At 59.4% G+C, this 17,347-nt stretch carries 14 protein-coding genes and 2 pseudogenes; 6 read left to right on the top strand and 10 right to left on the bottom strand.

Annotated elements, in window-relative coordinates; genetic code table 11:
• Positions 1–45 precede the first annotated feature (45 nt).
• Positions 46–399, bottom strand: coding sequence for a hypothetical protein (locus IP86_RS27885; RefSeq protein WP_245264949.1), 354 nt, complete (start codon positions 397–399; stop codon positions 46–48).
• A 172-nt stretch (positions 400–571) separates the two neighbouring features.
• Positions 572–1,093: a MarR family winged helix-turn-helix transcriptional regulator gene (locus tag IP86_RS02785; protein WP_012495587.1), complete on the bottom strand. Its 522-nt coding sequence runs from the start codon at positions 1,091–1,093 to the stop codon at positions 572–574.
• An 888-nt stretch (positions 1,094–1,981) separates the two neighbouring features.
• On the opposite strand from IP86_RS02785, the gene IP86_RS27890 reads away from it, so the two are divergent.
• The 5 genes from IP86_RS27890 (at position 1,982) to IP86_RS02805 (ending at position 7,980) form a co-directional block, all read left to right on the top strand.
• Positions 1,982–2,407: a hypothetical protein gene (locus IP86_RS27890; protein ID WP_245264947.1), complete on the top strand. Its 426-nt coding sequence runs from the start codon at positions 1,982–1,984 to the stop codon at positions 2,405–2,407.
• Between the two features lie 320 nt (positions 2,408–2,727).
• Positions 2,728–3,462 (top strand): flagellar basal-body rod protein FlgF, encoded by a 735-nt coding sequence (gene flgF / locus IP86_RS02790; RefSeq protein ID WP_012495585.1) that lies wholly within the window; start codon positions 2,728–2,730, stop codon positions 3,460–3,462.
• Positions 3,463–3,627: 165 nt separating this feature from the next.
• Positions 3,628–6,189 (top strand): heavy metal translocating P-type ATPase, encoded by a 2,562-nt coding sequence (locus IP86_RS02795; RefSeq protein ID WP_012495584.1) that lies wholly within the window; start codon positions 3,628–3,630, stop codon positions 6,187–6,189.
• A gap of 479 nt (positions 6,190–6,668) precedes the next feature.
• Positions 6,669–7,277, top strand: coding sequence for a DedA family protein (locus IP86_RS02800; protein ID WP_012495582.1), 609 nt, complete (start codon positions 6,669–6,671; stop codon positions 7,275–7,277).
• 172 nt (positions 7,278–7,449) lie between these two features.
• Positions 7,450–7,980, top strand: coding sequence for a MarR family winged helix-turn-helix transcriptional regulator (locus IP86_RS02805; protein ID WP_011502551.1), 531 nt, complete (start codon positions 7,450–7,452; stop codon positions 7,978–7,980).
• A 1,150-nt stretch (positions 7,981–9,130) separates the two neighbouring features.
• Here IP86_RS02805 and IP86_RS02810 read toward each other — a convergent pair.
• The 6 genes and pseudogenes from IP86_RS02810 to IP86_RS02820 form a co-directional block, all read right to left on the bottom strand.
• Positions 9,131–10,321: an alkaline phosphatase D family protein gene (locus IP86_RS02810; protein WP_245264944.1), complete on the bottom strand. Its 1,191-nt coding sequence runs from the start codon at positions 10,319–10,321 to the stop codon at positions 9,131–9,133.
• Between the two features lie 700 nt (positions 10,322–11,021).
• Complete coding sequence (locus IP86_RS27905; protein WP_012495579.1) at positions 11,022–11,498, bottom strand: MgtC/SapB family protein; 477 nt, start codon at positions 11,496–11,498, stop codon at positions 11,022–11,024.
• Positions 11,499–11,625: 127 nt separating this feature from the next.
• Complete coding sequence (locus tag IP86_RS29675) at positions 11,626–11,940, bottom strand: zinc-ribbon domain-containing protein (RefSeq protein ID WP_080518806.1); 315 nt, start codon at positions 11,938–11,940, stop codon at positions 11,626–11,628.
• Between the two features lie 82 nt (positions 11,941–12,022).
• Positions 12,023–12,940, bottom strand: coding sequence for a cation diffusion facilitator family transporter (locus tag IP86_RS02815; RefSeq protein ID WP_011502548.1), 918 nt, complete (start codon positions 12,938–12,940; stop codon positions 12,023–12,025).
• Between the two features lie 1,263 nt (positions 12,941–14,203).
• Positions 14,204–14,628: pseudogene (locus IP86_RS27920) on the bottom strand (ATP-binding protein); the annotation flags it as partial.
• A gap of 5 nt (positions 14,629–14,633) precedes the next feature.
• Entirely contained in the window at positions 14,634–15,170 is a 537-nt protein-coding gene (locus IP86_RS02820; protein WP_012495577.1) for a hypothetical protein, read from the bottom strand.
• Positions 15,171–15,316: 146 nt separating this feature from the next.
• Here IP86_RS02820 and IP86_RS02825 point away from each other — a divergent pair, with 146 nt between their 5' ends.
• Positions 15,317–15,586, top strand: a complete 270-nt coding sequence (locus IP86_RS02825; protein ID WP_012495576.1) for a helix-turn-helix domain-containing protein — start codon at positions 15,317–15,319, stop codon at positions 15,584–15,586.
• Here IP86_RS02825 and IP86_RS02830 read toward each other — a convergent pair.
• Together IP86_RS02830 and IP86_RS02840 are read right to left on the bottom strand one after the other, a co-directional pair.
• Positions 15,583–15,990 (bottom strand): sensor histidine kinase, encoded by a 408-nt coding sequence (locus tag IP86_RS02830; RefSeq protein ID WP_150104599.1) that lies wholly within the window; start codon positions 15,988–15,990, stop codon positions 15,583–15,585. The two genes, IP86_RS02825 and IP86_RS02830, sit on opposite strands and share 4 nt — an antisense overlap.
• 415 nt (positions 15,991–16,405) lie before the next feature.
• A pseudogene (locus tag IP86_RS02840) lies at positions 16,406–17,102 on the bottom strand (IS256 family transposase); the annotation flags it as partial.
• Between the last annotated feature and the right edge of the window lie 245 nt (positions 17,103–17,347).

Genomic DNA, 17,347 nt, shown 5'->3' on the forward strand with positions numbered 1-17,347 from the left:
GAATGACGGATTCAGGGCGCAATGCGCCCGGCGACTACTTTCAGATCAGGACTTCGGTGGAGGCGGATCAATCCCGCGCCGTTCTCCGGGCCGCGGCATCACGCGCACCATTCCGGTCGGATCAGACGCGTCCGTCATCAGCGGCGTCGCGACATGATGTGCAATAGCCACCGAGAAACACCCATGACAATGCTGCCCAGCAACATCGGCCTTATCAGGAACGGCGTCCCCCTTATCGCCAATCGCTACGACCACCTGGACCTTGGACGAAGCCAGGTCGAGGTGGTCGACACCATGTAGGATACCAGCGATAAGGTAGGCAGTCATCACCGCCCACACCAAAGCGTTGCGCGAACTGCGCAACAGACCTTGGCCGATATAGCGGAGGAAGAGCGACAAGCGAGTTTCTCTGTTTCCTAGGTTGCCTACCACGCCTCGCCTTCGATGTCGATTGGTAGCGGTACGAGTGGCAACCGGTTCATGGCATTATCTGATATAGCCGCGACCGGCCGCCGTCGACCGTCCACAATTATGCGACAAAAGGCCACTCTTCGTGCGACGCCGCGGCCAGTCAGTTCTCTTTCGCTCTCCCTCTCGCGCGCGCCAAGCGGCGGCGCATGCCGTCCAACCTATTCGCAGTTTCTCGAATGGCGTCATCGTCAAGCCCTCCCCGCAGCAGGGGCTCGATACTAAACAGCACCGCCTCAAGACTACCCAGCTTTGCTTCCGCGTTCTCGGTCAAAGACAATAGAAAAACACGTTTGTCTCTGCCGGACTGTTTCCTGCAAAGGAAACCCCTCTCCTCCAAACTCCTTGCTTGGAAAGAAATAAAGGAACCCTTTACATCGAGCAGAGCGGCAGCTTCGCCAACGGGTACGCCGTCGCCGCGCGAGAGGAACCTGATAGCCTCCAGCAAAAGCCATTGAGAACCTGTAATCCCCAATCGCCGGCCAAGTAACTCAGCCACCCTCACCAAGGAAGAACTGACCGCCATCAAATTCCACATAAGATGCTTATCAGATCTCTTGGTTTTGTCTCCGCAATTTGGAAACCCGACATCCATGGGGTCAAATTCAGGCGCTCCGTGTCTCATTACGTATCTCCTAGCGGAGTTCCGAGCATAAATAGGTGTCGCACGCTCTCGCCAACGTGAGAACTCGCACGCGCATCCGCCGGCAAAGTCGCCCGATCGTTGCGCCGATAAACTCGGATCTTGTGATGTAACAGCAGATAGCTGCTGCGACGACGCTCTGTATGTTGCGATCACGCCGGGATTTTTGGAGGCGGCGTATCGGGACTTGCAGACGTCGTCGGGGACAATCTGGAGACGGCTAGGCCCGATATGGCACCGTTGGGCACCGGTAGCGCCTTAGCACTCTCCGTCATCAAGCCCGGAGCACAGACCGGACAGGATTCGCAAACGCCGATAGGACCCGCATGATCGCGGTCCGGTGCAATCGACCCTTCTACCGCGACGGCGTTCGGCGACACAGCGACGCGCACACAAAGCGTATGATGAAATATGATGACGAATAAGTAGGAGGACAACATGGCAATCGACAGCAGGCCGCGCACGGTGGCCGCCGAAGGGAGGAAGCGCAACAGTCGCCGCTTAGATTCCATCGTGACTACATAGCAACTCGACCGCACGGAGCATAGAAACAATATCCGAGGTTACTTAGAGGAGTTTATCACATGATTGCATCCTCCATCCCGGCAAACCTCCGCGGCGGCAGCGAATTGTCCGCTCACTCGGGATCGGCGATCCGCAAAAAAAGGGACTGCCAACGCGCGATAATTGCCGTACAGAGCGAAACGCATCGGCATGCCAGGGCGCTTGTGTCGTACTGACGGGACGCAGGGACCTTCTTCGCGTCACATTGTCGTACCCATTCCTTGCGATGAATGCCGTTGCGCCACGTATCGGGATGGGTGTATCCGGTACGACATTCGTTCGGCACGTTCCGGAACCAACGCAGTCATGTCGATCACGACGAAGAAGCAAACATTGACAGGACGGCTGCGCGGCTCGATCGCCATCTTCCTGTTGGTCAGCCAAATTGGCCTGGGCTTTCTTCACCTCGCGAATTCCGATCATCTGAGCGACGTCGCCACATCAAGGTCAATCGTTGCGATGGTGCTTCCTCTGGATTCACTTTCGGTGCATCCATCTGAGGCTGGCGTGCCAACGACAACGCTAAAGTCAATTCTCGCCAATACCCCCCGGCCAGACGGCGACGGTCTCTCGCTCGCTGACCCGCATTGTCACGAATGCTTTTCTGCAAACATTGTTGTTCTCTCTTCCATGTCGACGCTGGGCCCCCGCCTTGCAGCTCCAGACGTGTCGAGACAACGGCAGATGCCCGACAATTTTGTCGCGCTGGACACCCCTCCCCCCAAAGCTTGATCTCAAGATATAGCACGGCGCCCGGAAACTCCGGAGCGCAGTAGTATCGTGGCCGGCAGTGCCCGATCAGAGCGCTTTGTGCCGTCCGTCTATCAGCTTCGCCGCTCTGCTTCGTTCGCAGCGACGCGTAGAAGGTCGTTTCGTCTCAGGAACTCCGTCGACGATCATTGCCCGATTTCGCCGCTCGGCTGTCCACGATAGTCACGCGGACGCCCGGCGACGCAAATCAAATGGATCGGCCTTTGCCAAAGAAATTCAGCCACCCCAGCTCTCGAAAGGACCGTCGAGTGACTGGTGCCGATGAAGGGACGTTATCTTTCATGTCGGACAAAACCGTTATTGGGCTTTCGCGGCTGATTGCGCTTCAACAGCAGGTCGATAACTTGGCGCGCAACGTCGCAAACCAGAACACCACCGGCTTCAAGCGCGAGGGCATCCGATTTCTCGAATATCTGACAGACGCAAAAGAGGCCGATGATATCCCTTCGGCGCCAAAGAGATCGCTCGTAGCGGTCACCGGATACACTGACTTTTCCGCAGGCTCGCTTCAGCTCACCGGAAACTCCACCGATGCCGCCGTGCTTGAAGACGGCTTCTTCGTCGTCAGGACCAGTCGAGGGGATCGCTACACCCGAAACGGGGCGTTCACCCTCGACAAACAGGGGCGCCTGGTCACGCTGTCGGGGGATCTCGTGCTCGCCGCCAACGGCACAATCAAAGTGCCCTTGACCGACTTGAACCTCAGCATCGGCACGGACGGAACTATTTCGACGGCGCGATCGATCATCGGGCGGCTTCGGGTCGTGAAATTTGACGATCCCCGCTCTCTGGTCGCCGAGGGTACGGGACTCTTCGCGTCAGGGAGCCCGCCGATAGAGCTGAATGCGGGAAGCATTCGATTAGCTACAAATGCCCTCGAACGATCGAACGTAAACTCCATCCGCGAGATGAGCGATCTCGTAGCCGCGACCCGCGCCTACGAGCAAGTCGCGAATGTAGTTCTGAAAGACGGCGATCCAAACGAGCTGAAAACGCTCGCCGGAGAGGATCTATGACGAATTGCGATGGCACCGCCGCGAACAATCCGCGGCCGCCCGCTCTTACCCCGATGAGGCACTCTTCGCACTGCATCCATCGGACGGCAACCGCCTGAGTGCTGGAGTTGATTTTGCCATTCGAAGCGACAGGTCGACGTCGAAAAGCGAAGGAAGGACAAGAACATGACCGAAACGCTTAGCGTAGACATTCCGATCATTCTGCCCGGCATCCCCGACGTGAACGACGCCTGCGTCGAACGGCTGATGTCTCGCATCCAGGCGAGGCCGGGGGTGGAGCATGTCCACGTGACTTCGGGGCGCAGCGGCGAGCCATCGCAACTCTGCGTTCACTACGATCCGGAAGTCATCACGCTCGCACGCATCCGCGAATTCGTCGTCGGCACAGGCGCGGAGATTTCCGATCGTTTCGGTCATCTCCTACGAAGAGTGGAAGGCGTCCGTCACTCACGCCGAGCGCGCACGATATCGCAAAGCCTGCGCGACCTGCAGGGTGTGGTCGAGAGCGAAGTGACCGTCAACGGAGTGCTGCGCGTCGAATTCGATCGCACCCGAGTAACGGAGAAAGATCTGTTCGATAAGCTTGCGTCGATGGGCGTAACGCCCGTCCGCAAGGATGCAGCGCGCGGGGCATCCAAATCGGTCGACGCAAGCGATGCGAACGAGCCCATTTCGAAAGATGTAGCGGAACACGATCATCCGAAGCACGAAGGTGCCGCGGGGGATCACGAGCATTCGCACGGCGCTCTCTTGGGACCGAACACCGAACTCATATTCTCGCTCGCCTGCGGAGCCCTTCTGGCGATTGGCTTCGCTCTGGAGAAGCTCGTACCCGCCGCACCGGGTTGGCTGCCGACCACGCTGTATCTCGTAGCGGGCGTCTTCGGCGGCTTCTACACACTGCGGGAAGCCTTCGAGAACCTCAGAGAGAGACGGTTCGAGATCGACACCCTGATGCTGGTCGCCGCAGCCGGCGCGGCTGCTCTGGGCGCGTTCGCGGAAGGAGCGCTACTGCTGTTCCTGTTCAGCCTCGGCCACGCGCTGGAGCACTACGCCATGGGCCGGGCGAAGCAGGCAATCGAGGCGCTCGCACAGCTTGCGCCCCCAACCGCCACGGTGCTCCGCGATGGGCAAAGCCGCGAGATCCACGTCGAAGAACTTTTGGTCGGAGACCTCGTCCTCGTCCGTCCGAACGAACGTTTGCCAGCAGATGGATTCGTCGCAAAAGGCGAGACAAGCATCAATCAGGCGCCCGTCACGGGCGAAAGCATACCCGTCGACAAACGGCCGGTGGAGGATGCCGGCTCCGCGCGACAGAGACCAGACCAGGTCGACGCGTCCTCGCGCGTGTACGCAGGTACGATCAACGGCGCCGGCGCGATCGAGATCGAGGTCACCCGCCTCTCCCATGAGACCGCTCTCGCTAAGGTGGTCCAGATGGTCAGCGAGGCAGAAACCCAAAAATCGCCGACGCAGCGGTTCACCGACAGATTTGAAAGGATCTTCGTTCCGGTCGTGCTGGCCCTGGCGGCGCTTCTGCTGGCCGCGGGCTTGGTGATCGATGAGCCTTTCAGCGCCACCTTCTACCGGGCCATGGCAGTTCTGGTGGCGGCCAGTCCCTGCGCGCTGGCCATCGCGACCCCCAGTGCCGTCCTTTCCGGGGTGGCCCGCGCCGCGCGCGGAGGTGTTCTCGTGAAAGGAGGGGGGCCCCTCGAGAACCTCGGTTCGCTAAAGGCGATCGCGTTCGACAAGACCGGGACATTGACCGAAGGACGCCCGCACATTACCGACGTTGTGGCGGTCGACGGGACCTCTACGGACGAACTACTCACCGTCGCGGTGGCCGTCGAAAGGCTGAGTGACCATCCGCTCGCCGCCGCAATCGTGCGCGACGGCCGCTTGCGATTGGGGCAGCGCGAAGTTCCGGAGGCGCTCGGCCTCACGGCCCTGACAGGCCGCGGCGTGACGGCACAACTCGCAGGGGTATCCGTCGCCATCGGCAAGGCGGAGATGTTCGGGATCGACGAGATCGCCCCATTGGGTGCAGCGGCGCTCGCGGCGATCGCCAGTTTGCGCGAAGCCGGCCGCACGACCATGGTCGTGCGTTACGGCGACAGAGATCTCGGGGTGATCGGCCTGATGGATACGCCACGCGCTGCAGCCCGCGGCGCCCTCGCTGAATTGCGCGCACTCGGGATAAAACGATTGATCATGATATCCGGCGATCATCAAAAAGTCGCCGAAGCGATCGCCGGGGAGGTTGGGATCGACGAAGCATGGGGAGACCTCATGCCGGCGGACAAGGTCGCTGCGATCAAGAAACTGAGCGTCGAACAGAAAGTCGCAATGGTCGGCGACGGGGTCAATGATGCGCCGGCGATGGCGAATTCTACCGTGGGCATAGCAATGGGAGCGGCCGGCTCGGACGTCGCGCTTGAGACCGCGGACGTCGCCCTGATGGCAGACGATCTAAGTCACTTGCCATTTGCCGTCGGATTGAGCCGCCAGACGCGATCCATCATCCTCCAAAATGTCGTCGTCAGCCTGGGCGTCGTCGCAGTATTGGTCCCCTCCACCATTTTCGGCCTCAGTATCGGCGCGGCCGTCGCGATGCATGAGGGATCCACTTTGCTAGTGGTGGTGAATGCTCTTCGTCTGCTCGCCTATAGAGACACGAAGCGGAACGTGCAATCGGACAGCGAATACGGCTCGGGGCCCGATGCCTGAACACTTCTTACGCCGCGCTTCGGCTGCCACGTGCTGGTCGGCTTCGGCTCCTTACGACAGCGATCAGAAGAGTCCCACATGAACTTGCTCACCATCCTCCTCGCGCTGCTGGTGCAAACGTTGATCGCAGGCCCACTACAGAGCGAGCTCAATAGTCGGTTGGCCAAAGCCGGCGTACCAGCGGAACTCGGAGCGCAGATCAAATCGTGCCTCAGCCGGGGAGTTCCCTCGCTCGTGGAGCGAGCGTCAAATGAACCCGGATGGGCGGTCGGTATAGCTCTCGATGTGTGGCTAAAACGAACGCCGCCCGAGCGCGTCCTGGACCAAGCGTCCCCCAACTGCCGGCCGGCGATCGATGCGGCACGTCCGTACTTCTAGGCCCTCGCCGACCCTCCGACGCTTCCTTTTCCCGACGTTGTGATTACGCGACGACCGGTGCGTCGCTTGGCCTTTGAGCCTCAGAACGAAGAGATGACGTAATGTTCGACTGGATCGTGAGTGGAATAGAAAAGGCGGGAGCCGTCGGCGTCTTCCTTCTAATGCTCGCCGAGAACATCTTCCCCCCAATTCCGTCCGAGGTTGTCATGCCGCTTGCCGGCTACGTAGCTTCTCGCGGAGATTTGGACATCTACGCCGTCGTCTTCGCGGGAACGCTAGGATCTCTCATCGGGACGACCGTTTGGTACTACGCCGGCCGCACGTTGGGCTCCGAACGTCTCCGGATCTTCGCAATCAGACATGGTCGATGGCTCACCATGACACCGGAGGAAATCGATCGCGCAGCCGTGTGGTTCGACCGATATGGTACCTGGGCGGTGTTCTTGGGACGGTTGATTCCAGGCGTTCGCACGCTGATTTCGTTACCAGCGGGCATCACGGGAATGCCCATCTTGAGGTTCATCTCCTACTCGGCAGTAGGGACCGCGCTATGGACGGCAGCCCTTGCTATTGCAGGCTATGGGATGGGACAGAACTACGCCCTGATCGGACGTTTTGTTGAGCCAGTTTCGAACTGGCTATTGATACTTGCGGCAGCCGTATACGCTTATCGCGTTGTGACCTTCGGACATAAACGGGACCGTCGATGATCGGCGTCGCGCCCTCAGGACCCAACGGCCGCCGTGATCGATGGACGCTCGATGTCTCCCGCAGCCGTTCAAACGAACCAGTTCGTCGAACGGCGAGCTGCGGAACAGCTCCCTCCCTTCTCGTGCGATTTTCACGCACCCAATCTCAACACAAATCAAAAAGGTTCGCATAATGACGACCGCCAATGCAGGCCTCAACGGCACAGCCGATCAGGCGATCGAAACAACGTGTAGCGAACTCGACGCACTCGGACTTCGACTGATGTGGGATATTTCGGCGATTGGAAGCTCTATTTTGCGCATCGCCGAACTCCTCGGGAAACAGATCGGCATCAGTGGATCGCAATGGATCACGCTGAAGGCTATTGAGGCTCTCGGCAACGGCGAAGGCGTCGCCATAAAAGACGTTGCTGCTTTATTGAACGTCGACAGATCCTTCCTATCCGCACAGTCGAAGATACTGGAAAAGCGAGGCCTCATCCACCGCCACAATGCCAAGGCAGCCGATCGGAGACTTGTTCTTCTGTCCCTGACTGAGGGTGCGATCAACAGCCTGAAAGACGTCCGACCGTCGCACAATGCCCTCGAAACAAATCTGAGAGGCGAATTCGACAATGACATGTTGAAGGCACTCGTGAGTGGATTGCTGACAGTACGGCTCAGGCTGGAACGGGCGGTGCTGCTCGTCGCGGCGGGTAGATGATCGCCCCGCCGATGCTGTTTTCGCGAAGCGCTTTGCGAGAAAACCGCATGTCAGAATCATACGTATTTTCTCCTCGTTCTTCTGCAACAACGTCCGTCAATCCACGTGCTAGTTCTTGAATTAGCCGTCGGCGAGCGCGTCGGCGTGGAACGCATTTCCCCCCATAGAATTCAACCACCATACTCGAAACAGAACGAAAGGACACCATGCGCAAACTCACCGTAGCAATCGCAGTCGTGGCAACATTTGGAGCCACTGCGTCGACGTTCATCTCGCGCGCGCAAGCTCAGCACGCAGTCGTTCGCCCAGCCCCTTCCCATGGCGACTGGCAGCGCGGCCATCGCGCAAACCGCCCCTGGATCGTCAACCGAGGTCACGGGATAAATCGGTTCGACATGGGCCGCCGGCACGGCCGTGTGATGGGCCCAAGGCCCGGCATGCACGGCCGCCGCCACTGAGGCCGACCTCATCCACCGCGTCGCGCCGACGTCAAGGTGCTTCGCTCGGGATCTTGCCGATGGGGAGTGAACGCCCCATCGGGATAGCGCGCGATCAAAAGTAGGATCGCCGTCGCCTAGTTCTTCACTCTCGGGGGCCGGCTGTTCGTGGGCGGCCACTCGTTCGAACTGACTTACGTAGAGGAACACGCCAATGACTTCGTTGATGGGTGCAACGATACTTTCCGCTACTATTGCCTGGAGCGGGCTTCTCAGCACAGGCGCATTCGCATCTCCCCATTTGGCGCTACACTCATCGAACCGGGCGTCGAGCACGGATCTAAGCGCAAGCGGCCGTCATCATTGGCACCGCCACGGCCCGCATTACTACGGTCACCCGGGCAGACACGGGCATCCACACCGGCAACAATATATTCCTCCAACTGCATACTACAGCCAGGACTTTCCACCTCGCTACTATGCCAATCCCTACTATGCACCGTCGTTAGGGTTCGTCGGAGGAGCCGGCCACAGTCATCTCGGCTACCATGGCAGCTTCTTTGGGCACGACACTGGGCATTACGGTTACTTCGGTCACGGCAATGGCTTAGGGATCCACCATTGACGCAACGTCGGGACAGGGTGAGGCCAACTGGCCACTCCCTGTTTTCACTAACCACCAACCAACAGTCCGCAGCCCTCCCTGTCGTGCCTCAAATTTCAATGGGCGGAGATCGCCCGCTTCTCTCAAGTTCCCAGCAAGCCGTCCACCTTCCCGACCGACGCTCAAGCAGAAGAAAGTTGCGCTGCGACGTATAGATTGAAATCCTGCCCGGGAGAGGGCACAGCCGGATCTCGTGTCCCGGCAACGGGGTTTCGCCAAAACGGGCCAACAAATCGAGCGCTAAGGCATAGAAGATCGTAGGTGCCGGATGCGATATTCCAGAGGCGACGAGTTGATGAATTGGCGTCGGGCTGACATCCAAGATTGCGCGTGTGGCAAGATGAATTTCGCCGGACAACACAGTTACAGGAGTTCTAGGATCGGCATGAACTTTGGCGACACTTTCGAGCAGCCGGCGCCATTCGGCTCGATGGGCGCGACTCTGCCATTGGTCCCGCAGATCGTCCTCATACTTGTGCATATCCGGTAAAAGATGCAGAAGGGCTTCGATCCAGGACAAGCGGGGGCCGAGCGCGGGAACGCTGGAAATGAGAAGTACGCGGCCCTCGTCGACTGCCGATAGGGCAGTCGTCAATGCCCGCCATCCCCTGTCTGCCATCACCCGATCCCACCGACGCTCCGATCGCAGATCCGGGGCGATCAGATGGAGGCCCGGCAGCTTCACGTGCCACGTCAGGTTGGATGCGCTTGGGTCGACGACGATCTCCGGTAATTCATCCGGCGCTGCCCCGAACTGGAAAACTAGGAAGCTCTCACGCGCGACTTCGAATAGCAGGCGGCCAACAGGCGCATCCAGCTTGCCCGCGGGCATAGACCCCCATCCATCGCAGATGTCGTGGTCGTCCCACATGGCGACAGATGGGACGCGTCCCATCAACCACGAGCTTTCGGCAGCACCCAACACTCCGATATAGCAATCCATAAAAGCGCGCCTCAACGTCGCTCGCAACTCATCACGCTCTGCTTCGCTCGGACAATACGACCGCCTCCCACCCTCGTTCGCCCACCTGCGCAAAAGCGGGTGCCTATCGAGGAGTTCGTCCGCATAGATCTGATCACCGCCATGAATTAGTAGCTGAAACGGATCTTCTTCGTGCTGACACGCAAGCCTACGCCACATCGCGTTCCGTTCACCCAGATCCCTTTTGTGATCTCCGGATTCTTGTCCATTACAGGACACGAACGCAATTCTGAGGTCGCTGCCGAGGGCGGTGTTCACGTAGACTCGCTGACCATCCAGTTCGTACGACGCGTCAGCGCACGTCTCTAAGCTGAACTTGTATCGGACGACCCGTTTTCCCTCGCACTCGTAGATTGTCGATGGGATAGCACGGCCCTCGTCCGTTATCAGGACGGGCGCTATATCGCGCTCAGTAATAACGATGGCCGACAGTTGGATACGTTCGTCACATTGTCCTCTAAGGTAGAGCAATGGCCCAATTTCCACACGGCGGGGGGCATCATGAAGGTGCGTCCGTGGGTCGACATCACTGTTCGAGCCGCTGGAAGCTTTCGAGGGACAAAGTCGCATGCATCCCCCATAGCAATCGTTGGAGCTCCGCGCCAGACCGATTGAGCGTAATTCAACCCATCCGCCGCTTCTCCGATGAGGCGGCAGCGTCGCTAACTCCACGCCGACAGTTAACGGAGAAAGTATTACTCCATGCTATCGTCATTCTTGCAACATCGCCGGCGTGGACAGCCGCACCTGGCTGGGATTTCCGGTGTGCCGTCGGAGAAGATCGCGCGACCCATGTCCATATCCGATTGCCGTGGCCTTGCCGTCGGGTTTCGATGCTAGTGTGGATACGCAGGACCGTCGCCGGACGATGTGGTGTTGTTGCCCACCATGGCGCACGGCAGCTGCACCCGCCGGCCTCGCGCGTGCCGAGCACCGCAAGCCCCGCGTCGCCGACGGATCATCTATCCGCTTTGGGTGCAATTTCTGCGGGCGCTTCAGTCTGATGCGCCCCTTTCTTAAGAGGGGTCGAGAAGCGCAAGGTAGCAAATGTCGCGACACTTAGAATTGCCGCAATATCATAGAGCCCGTATCCTACTGCCGCCCCCATCGCACCAGTCGCCCATAGTCCGGCAGCAGTCGAAGTTCCAGATGCTTGACGGCTCGTCTTCAAGATTGCACCACCACCTATGAAACCAACGCCAGTAATAAGTCCTTCTATGATTCTGGCTTGCGCTGCCGACGTATCCCCCAACACGCGGATGGCAATAAGCACGAAACTGCACGCGCCAATTGCGACTAAGGGAAAGGTTCTTATCCCGGCGCTACGCGCGGTGTGCTCGCGCTCCCACCCGATCGGAAGCGCCAACAGATAGGCAATGGTCAGGTCGACTAAGTGCGAGGCGATCTCCCAGTAACTAAATGCACTCATTCTCATCTATCGTTGTCTCCGCTCGCCACTCGACTTGCATTCACCGTCCCGCCCACGCAGCCCGAGCGCGGCGAATAACCCAGTATCCTGGGGGTGCACATCTAATATGGTCACGTCCAACGATCCGTCCCGTTCACGGAGCAGCCTTGCCGCACGAGGGACAGAATTTTGCTTCGGCGGCAAGCTTTGAACCGCAATCGACACAGTTCCTTTCGGCGGTGCCGAGACGCTGTCCGCATTGGGCGCAAAACCTGCTGTTAGGCAGATTGTCAGAACGGCAGGTAGGACAAACCAATACCCGTTGGGGTGCAAATTCGCGGTTATTTTCATATTCTTCTGGCGGATCGTAGTATCTGCCATGGCTGCGCCCTCCCCGTCCGCGCCCGTGGCCGGCTCCAACGTTGCGCATCAGCCGTTCGAAGAAATCTGATCCCATCTCAAGCTCCATCCAAGTTGGTTACTTTGTACGCTCAGGTTGCCTGAGCACAACGGCGGTCGTTCTTTAGGTCATTGCCGGCGCCGACGAGTTGTCAGAACCGCTGCTCAATTTCTGCTCGGTCGTGGGGTGTCCCCTCGATCTGAATTGTTACGTGCGTTAGTCCGAAGAATGTCGACATGGCCGCTTGCGCGGCGGCAAGGATAGTGTCTCTCGCTCCCGAGTCATCCACCACAAGGTGACAACTCATCGCGTCGAAGCCCGAAGTGACGGACCAGACATGCAAGTCCTTGACGACGACAGTGCCGGGAACCAAAAGCAAAGTCTGCTCAAGAAGCTTCATGTCTACTTGGGGCGGCGTCCCTTCCATCAGGATATGGACTGCTTGGGTCATCAGCGTCCAAGTACGCGGAACGATGAAGAGCCCGATTCCGGCGCCGATGATGGGGTCAATGGGTTTCCAGCCGGTCAGCAATACCACCACAGCCGCTGCAACGACGCCGAGTGAACCAAGAAGGTCTGCGAGCACCTCAAAGTAGGCGCCTTTAACGTTCAAGCTTTCTTTCGAGCCGCCGGCCAGCAGCCTCATGCTGATGAAGTTGACCACAAGCCCGGCAAAGGCGACCAACAACATCGGACCACCGATGATATCAGGCGGGGATTTAAACCTTTGGTAGGCCTCGTAAAGGATGTACACCGTGAGTAGGAGAAGTACGACAGCGTTGGTTAGTGCGGACAGCACTTCCAGTCGAACATAGCCAAATGTGTTCTTCGGCGTTCTCGCTCGCTCAGCGAATTGGATCGCAATCAGCGCGAGCGCCAAGCCACCTGCGTCCGTGAGCATGTGCGCTGCATCGGCCAACAGCGCGAGGCTGCCGGTCCATAGTCCGCCGATCACCTCCAGAATCATGAAACTGCTGGTAAGGCCGAATGCGACGATAAGTTTACCCTTATGGCGGGAGGCCGCTGTCCCCGCTGCAATCGAATCCTTTGGTTGTTTGTCGCCTGTCATAAGTACTCCAGAAAGGACGAATTTTGTTCTCTTAAGATGGGCAAGATCGGCGTGTCGGATCCTGGAAGCGCTCGGCTCCCTGTTGAATGCGCGATTATCCTGAATTCACCGAGCCGCTCCCCAGCGATCCGTAGATCGTGGCCGTCAGACCAGATTCGGCGATTCACACGACCGCTCCCGGCGCGGTTAGAGGGCGACCGGTTGCCTTAATCCGCTAGGCGTGTAACTGCATGGCCTCGACGACCCCAGACACAGCCGCTCGCATGGCGCCTGATATTCTAACGTGGACGCTGCCCAATCAAAGGCGCAACCCAGCGAGAAGACGCCAAGTGGTCAGACGGTAGACTTGGGAGGCGGAGGATCAATCCCTCGTGCCGGGCAGGTCAGAGGGATCGCAACCAAGGCAAACGCATCATCCTTGATCGCGACTGGGGCCGAGGTAGCGACCAATGTTGCTGGGACAGCCTGAGAAAAACACCCATGGCAATGTCCGACCGCCATCCCTAGATCAGGGAAGCCAATCTTATCGGACGGGACAGACTGGTAGGCGACTTTGGAAGAAGCATCGAATGCACCAAAATCGCGGTCGTGAAAAGAGTGAAGGAAAGACGAGAACATGTATGCCGCCAGGACGACAATCGTGGCGACTCCGCGTAGCGAAAGCGGACGACGGCTGCAGCCCGGGATCGTATGGTAAGGTGTCAAGCGGCGTCTCTCGATCTGCCTCCACCCTAGCACGACACCTATTATGCAGTCGACCACATTGTTGCGCGATGCTCTCTACGTCCGGAAGAGCATCGCTGTCTAAGATGGCCTTCATAGAACGGCGCGCGGCCTTGATCGGCATCCGCCGCATCAGCCAACCTAGCGTTTCTGGCAGAGTAGACCTGAGCGGCAGGCCCCGAAAAGAGCCGCTCTTGGTTGAGCGCCTATCCAAATGCTTTCGCTTCCCTTTTGACGCGACGGGTCCTGCCGGCCCCCGCGCGCGGCTGAGAGAGCTTCGAGATTGCGTTTTTGAGCCCGACCTGTCCGTACTTTCCGCCACCGGTGACGGACAAAGATGTCCGCGCAGGATAGTCAGCACGTCGATCGGCCCCTCCCGGACAGTATCGACTGCGCTACTGTCATCATGATGACGTCGGCGATGATGTCGGACGGCGGCTCACGCGGTGAGGCGAGCGCAATACGCTGCTGTTCGATCCCCTGCCGGTGTCGATTCGTTGTCGTGTCAGCGTGGTAACCGTTGACGCGCCAGCATTCGAGTCAGTCGACGACTTCTCTGTCAATCGGCTCGCAAATTCCGCCCGTATCGGCTTCCAATTTTGACCCCCTTGTTCGGCGGGTTGGGGCGGTAGCGCTCGCCTCGTCGGAGCTGAACGGGATTGCGGAGACGAGGCGAGCGCGGGTAGCTTGATCGTCGTCTCGGTTTTTGAAGCCCCAACTGTCGTTACCGGTCTCCACGATATCGCAGTGAGGGGTAACCGGTCGAGCAATGCAGTTGTCATCTTGGCGTCGCCGAACACGCTGGGCCACTCGCCGAACGCCAGGTTTGTTGTGACAATGATCGAGGTGCGCTCGTAGAGACGGCTGATCAGGTGGAACAGAAACTGACCGCCGGACTTGGCGAACGGCTAATAGCCGAGTTTGTCGAGAACAACGACGTCCATCGGGGTCAGGTGCTCTGCGATGGGGTCTAGCTGCCCGCATGTCTCCGGGTCAGGTCGGCAACGGCTCTTCCAAGAGCCAGCCCCAAACGCTCCGCCAGAGGCGGCCCGGATCGTCCTTCGACATCGCCGGTCATTACTTTGTCGAAATAGCGCCTTCGATTGGCAGAACCGTCGATGAGCGACCAGGTCTGCCCGATGCCGGCAAGCAGGTACGGAATTCCCAGGCCGAGAACGGGAGTGAACACGATGCCCCTAAGCATGTTCGTAACCGCGAGTATAGTTCGTAGGTTTGTGGTGTCGATCACGTCACGATCGCTCGTCGATGCGCCCCACAACTGGGAGAGGATACGGCGGCCGACCACAAACACCTCGTCGAAGAAGAAGGTCCCTTCAAGACCCAATTCGATGACAGCTTGCACGTCGACGCTGACCGCGACTTTCTTGACCAAGGTTCGCCGGCCGGCAGCATCGACCACTTCGATGTAGGCGTAGACGATGAGATCGTTGTCGACCTCGCACTGGCCGAATTGCGAGATGGTGCCCTTGACTGCGTACAGTCCCATGTTTGACCCTCCGAGTTGAGCGAGAAAGCGTACCGAGCCAGCCGTAAAATATCTGATAAATCACATGGCCAGTTTTGAGGGAAATCTGGACGGTCCGCGTTATGGCGCAGACCGGATTCGGACGTCGCTTCCCTCAAAGGGAGGGTATGGCCGTCAAGCTACTTGCCACGAACGTTCGCCGTCTTCGGCTGGCCAGAGGCTGGACGCAGGACCAACTCGCAGCGGCTTTGGAGGTCGAGCAGGGGATCATTTCCCTAATCGAGAACAAACGGTCGAATCCCACCCTCCTCATGCTGGAGGCGATTGCGGAGGCACTGGGGAGCGATGTAGCCGAGCTGTTCAAGACGGCGACACCGTCGCGATCGCGCGGCCGGACCGGTGGTGGCGAAAGCGATAGCACCGATCCGCGCAGCTAACCCCCGTCGTCGTTCCGCACGAAGGGCAGCGTAAACCTGAACACCGTGCCGCCATCAGCATTTTCGCCGGCCGATATCCTCCCGCCGTGACTTTCGATGATCTCACGGCAGACTGAAAGTCCGATCCCCATGCCGGCATCCTTCGTGCCGGAAAACGGACTGAAGAGACGATCCCGCGCGGAGACCGTCAGACCTGGACCGGTGTCGCTGACGCTCATCTCGATTTCCCCAACCTGGGGAAGGAGCTTCAATGTCAACAGCTTCCTAGGCGAATTGGCCATCGCCTCGACGGCATTGCGCACAAGGTTCAGCATCACCTGCTGGATCTGAATTTTGTCGACAAGCACCTCGCCACATTCGGCGAAATCCTGATCTATGCTCACCCCGCTGTGTTTGGCCGCCACGCCCGCCAAGTAAGCAGCGTCCGACTGTGAGAGTCTTTTAGGTCTGCCTCAGTGACGTTCAAAGCCAAATCCGGGCACATTAGCTACGCCTCAGCCGACGAACGGGTAATTGAACACCATAGTTCGGTGCCGAGACTGGTGTGGAACCGCGAATGAATGTCCCCTGATAAATTATTCCCTTAGCGATAGTGAAAAAGACCCCGCCGTTGCTGGCGGGGTTTTTCGTGAACACCGATGACGGACCTCGGCGGCAGCATGTTTTCCGTACCCCTCTTCGGCGTCTGGGTGGCGCAACGGCTACGGCCTGATCTCGCAAGTCTCCGTGAACTTCACGAGGTACGTGCGCGGGATCGTGTCCCCTGACGTGGTGTAGCTGGCGGCGGGTCACCGCGATGGCCGGGTGGGTCCGGGCCGGTCAGCTGGCAAAGGCCGGGAGGCTGACGGCGGGATCATCGCCGATCGGGGCGATGGTTTCCAGCGTCATGTAGCGGGCGCGCTGCACCGCATTCGTCGTTTTGTTCGAGCAGGATCGCGCCGACCAGGCGGATGATGGCGTCCTCGTTGGGAAAGATGCCGACCACCTCGGTGCGCCGCTTGATCTCGCCGTTGAGGCGCTAGATCGGGTTGGTGGAAAGCAGCTTGGTGCGATGCGCCGGCGGGAAGCTCATATAGGCCAGCACGTCGGTCTCGGCGTCGTCGAGGAACGCCGCGAGCTTCGGCAGTTTTGGGCGCAGTTGATCGGCGACGCGACGCCATTGCGCCCGCGCGGCCTCGGCATCGTCCTGCGCAAACCCGGTGGCGATGAACGCGGAGACGACGCGGCGTCCGCTCTTGCCGGCGTGCGCAAGGACGTCACGCATGAAGTGGACGCGGCAGCGCTGCCGGGTGGCGATGAAGACCTTGCTGGCCGCGGCCTTGAGGCCTTCATGGGCGTCGGTAATAACCAGCTTGACGCCGCGCCGGCCGCGGCGGACGAGCTTGCGCAGGAACGCGGTCCAGAACGTCTCGGCTTCCGAGGGGCCGATGTCTAGCCCGAGAATTTCACGGCGCCCGTCGCTGTTGACGCCGACGGCCACGATCACCGCGACCGAAACGATGCGGCCGGCCTGACGGGAGCGCGCTCGCGAGCGGCTCCGCTACCGTCCAGCTACGCCACGAAAATTGACACGATCGCGCGCGGCTAATATCGCGGCGTCCGACACGACCATCTCAAGAGACGCCTCTGTCCGGATCGACGAAGCGAAGGACTCGGCAAGGAGCATCGGTGGGTCGAAAGTCAGCGGCATCCTCGACGTGCGCGCAAAATCTTCCCAATTTCGCAGTTCGGCGAATGTGGCGGAAGATTGGCACAATTCGG

The organism is Rhodopseudomonas sp. AAP120, from assembly GCF_001295845.1.
Lineage (GTDB): Bacteria > Pseudomonadota > Alphaproteobacteria > Rhizobiales > Xanthobacteraceae > Rhodopseudomonas.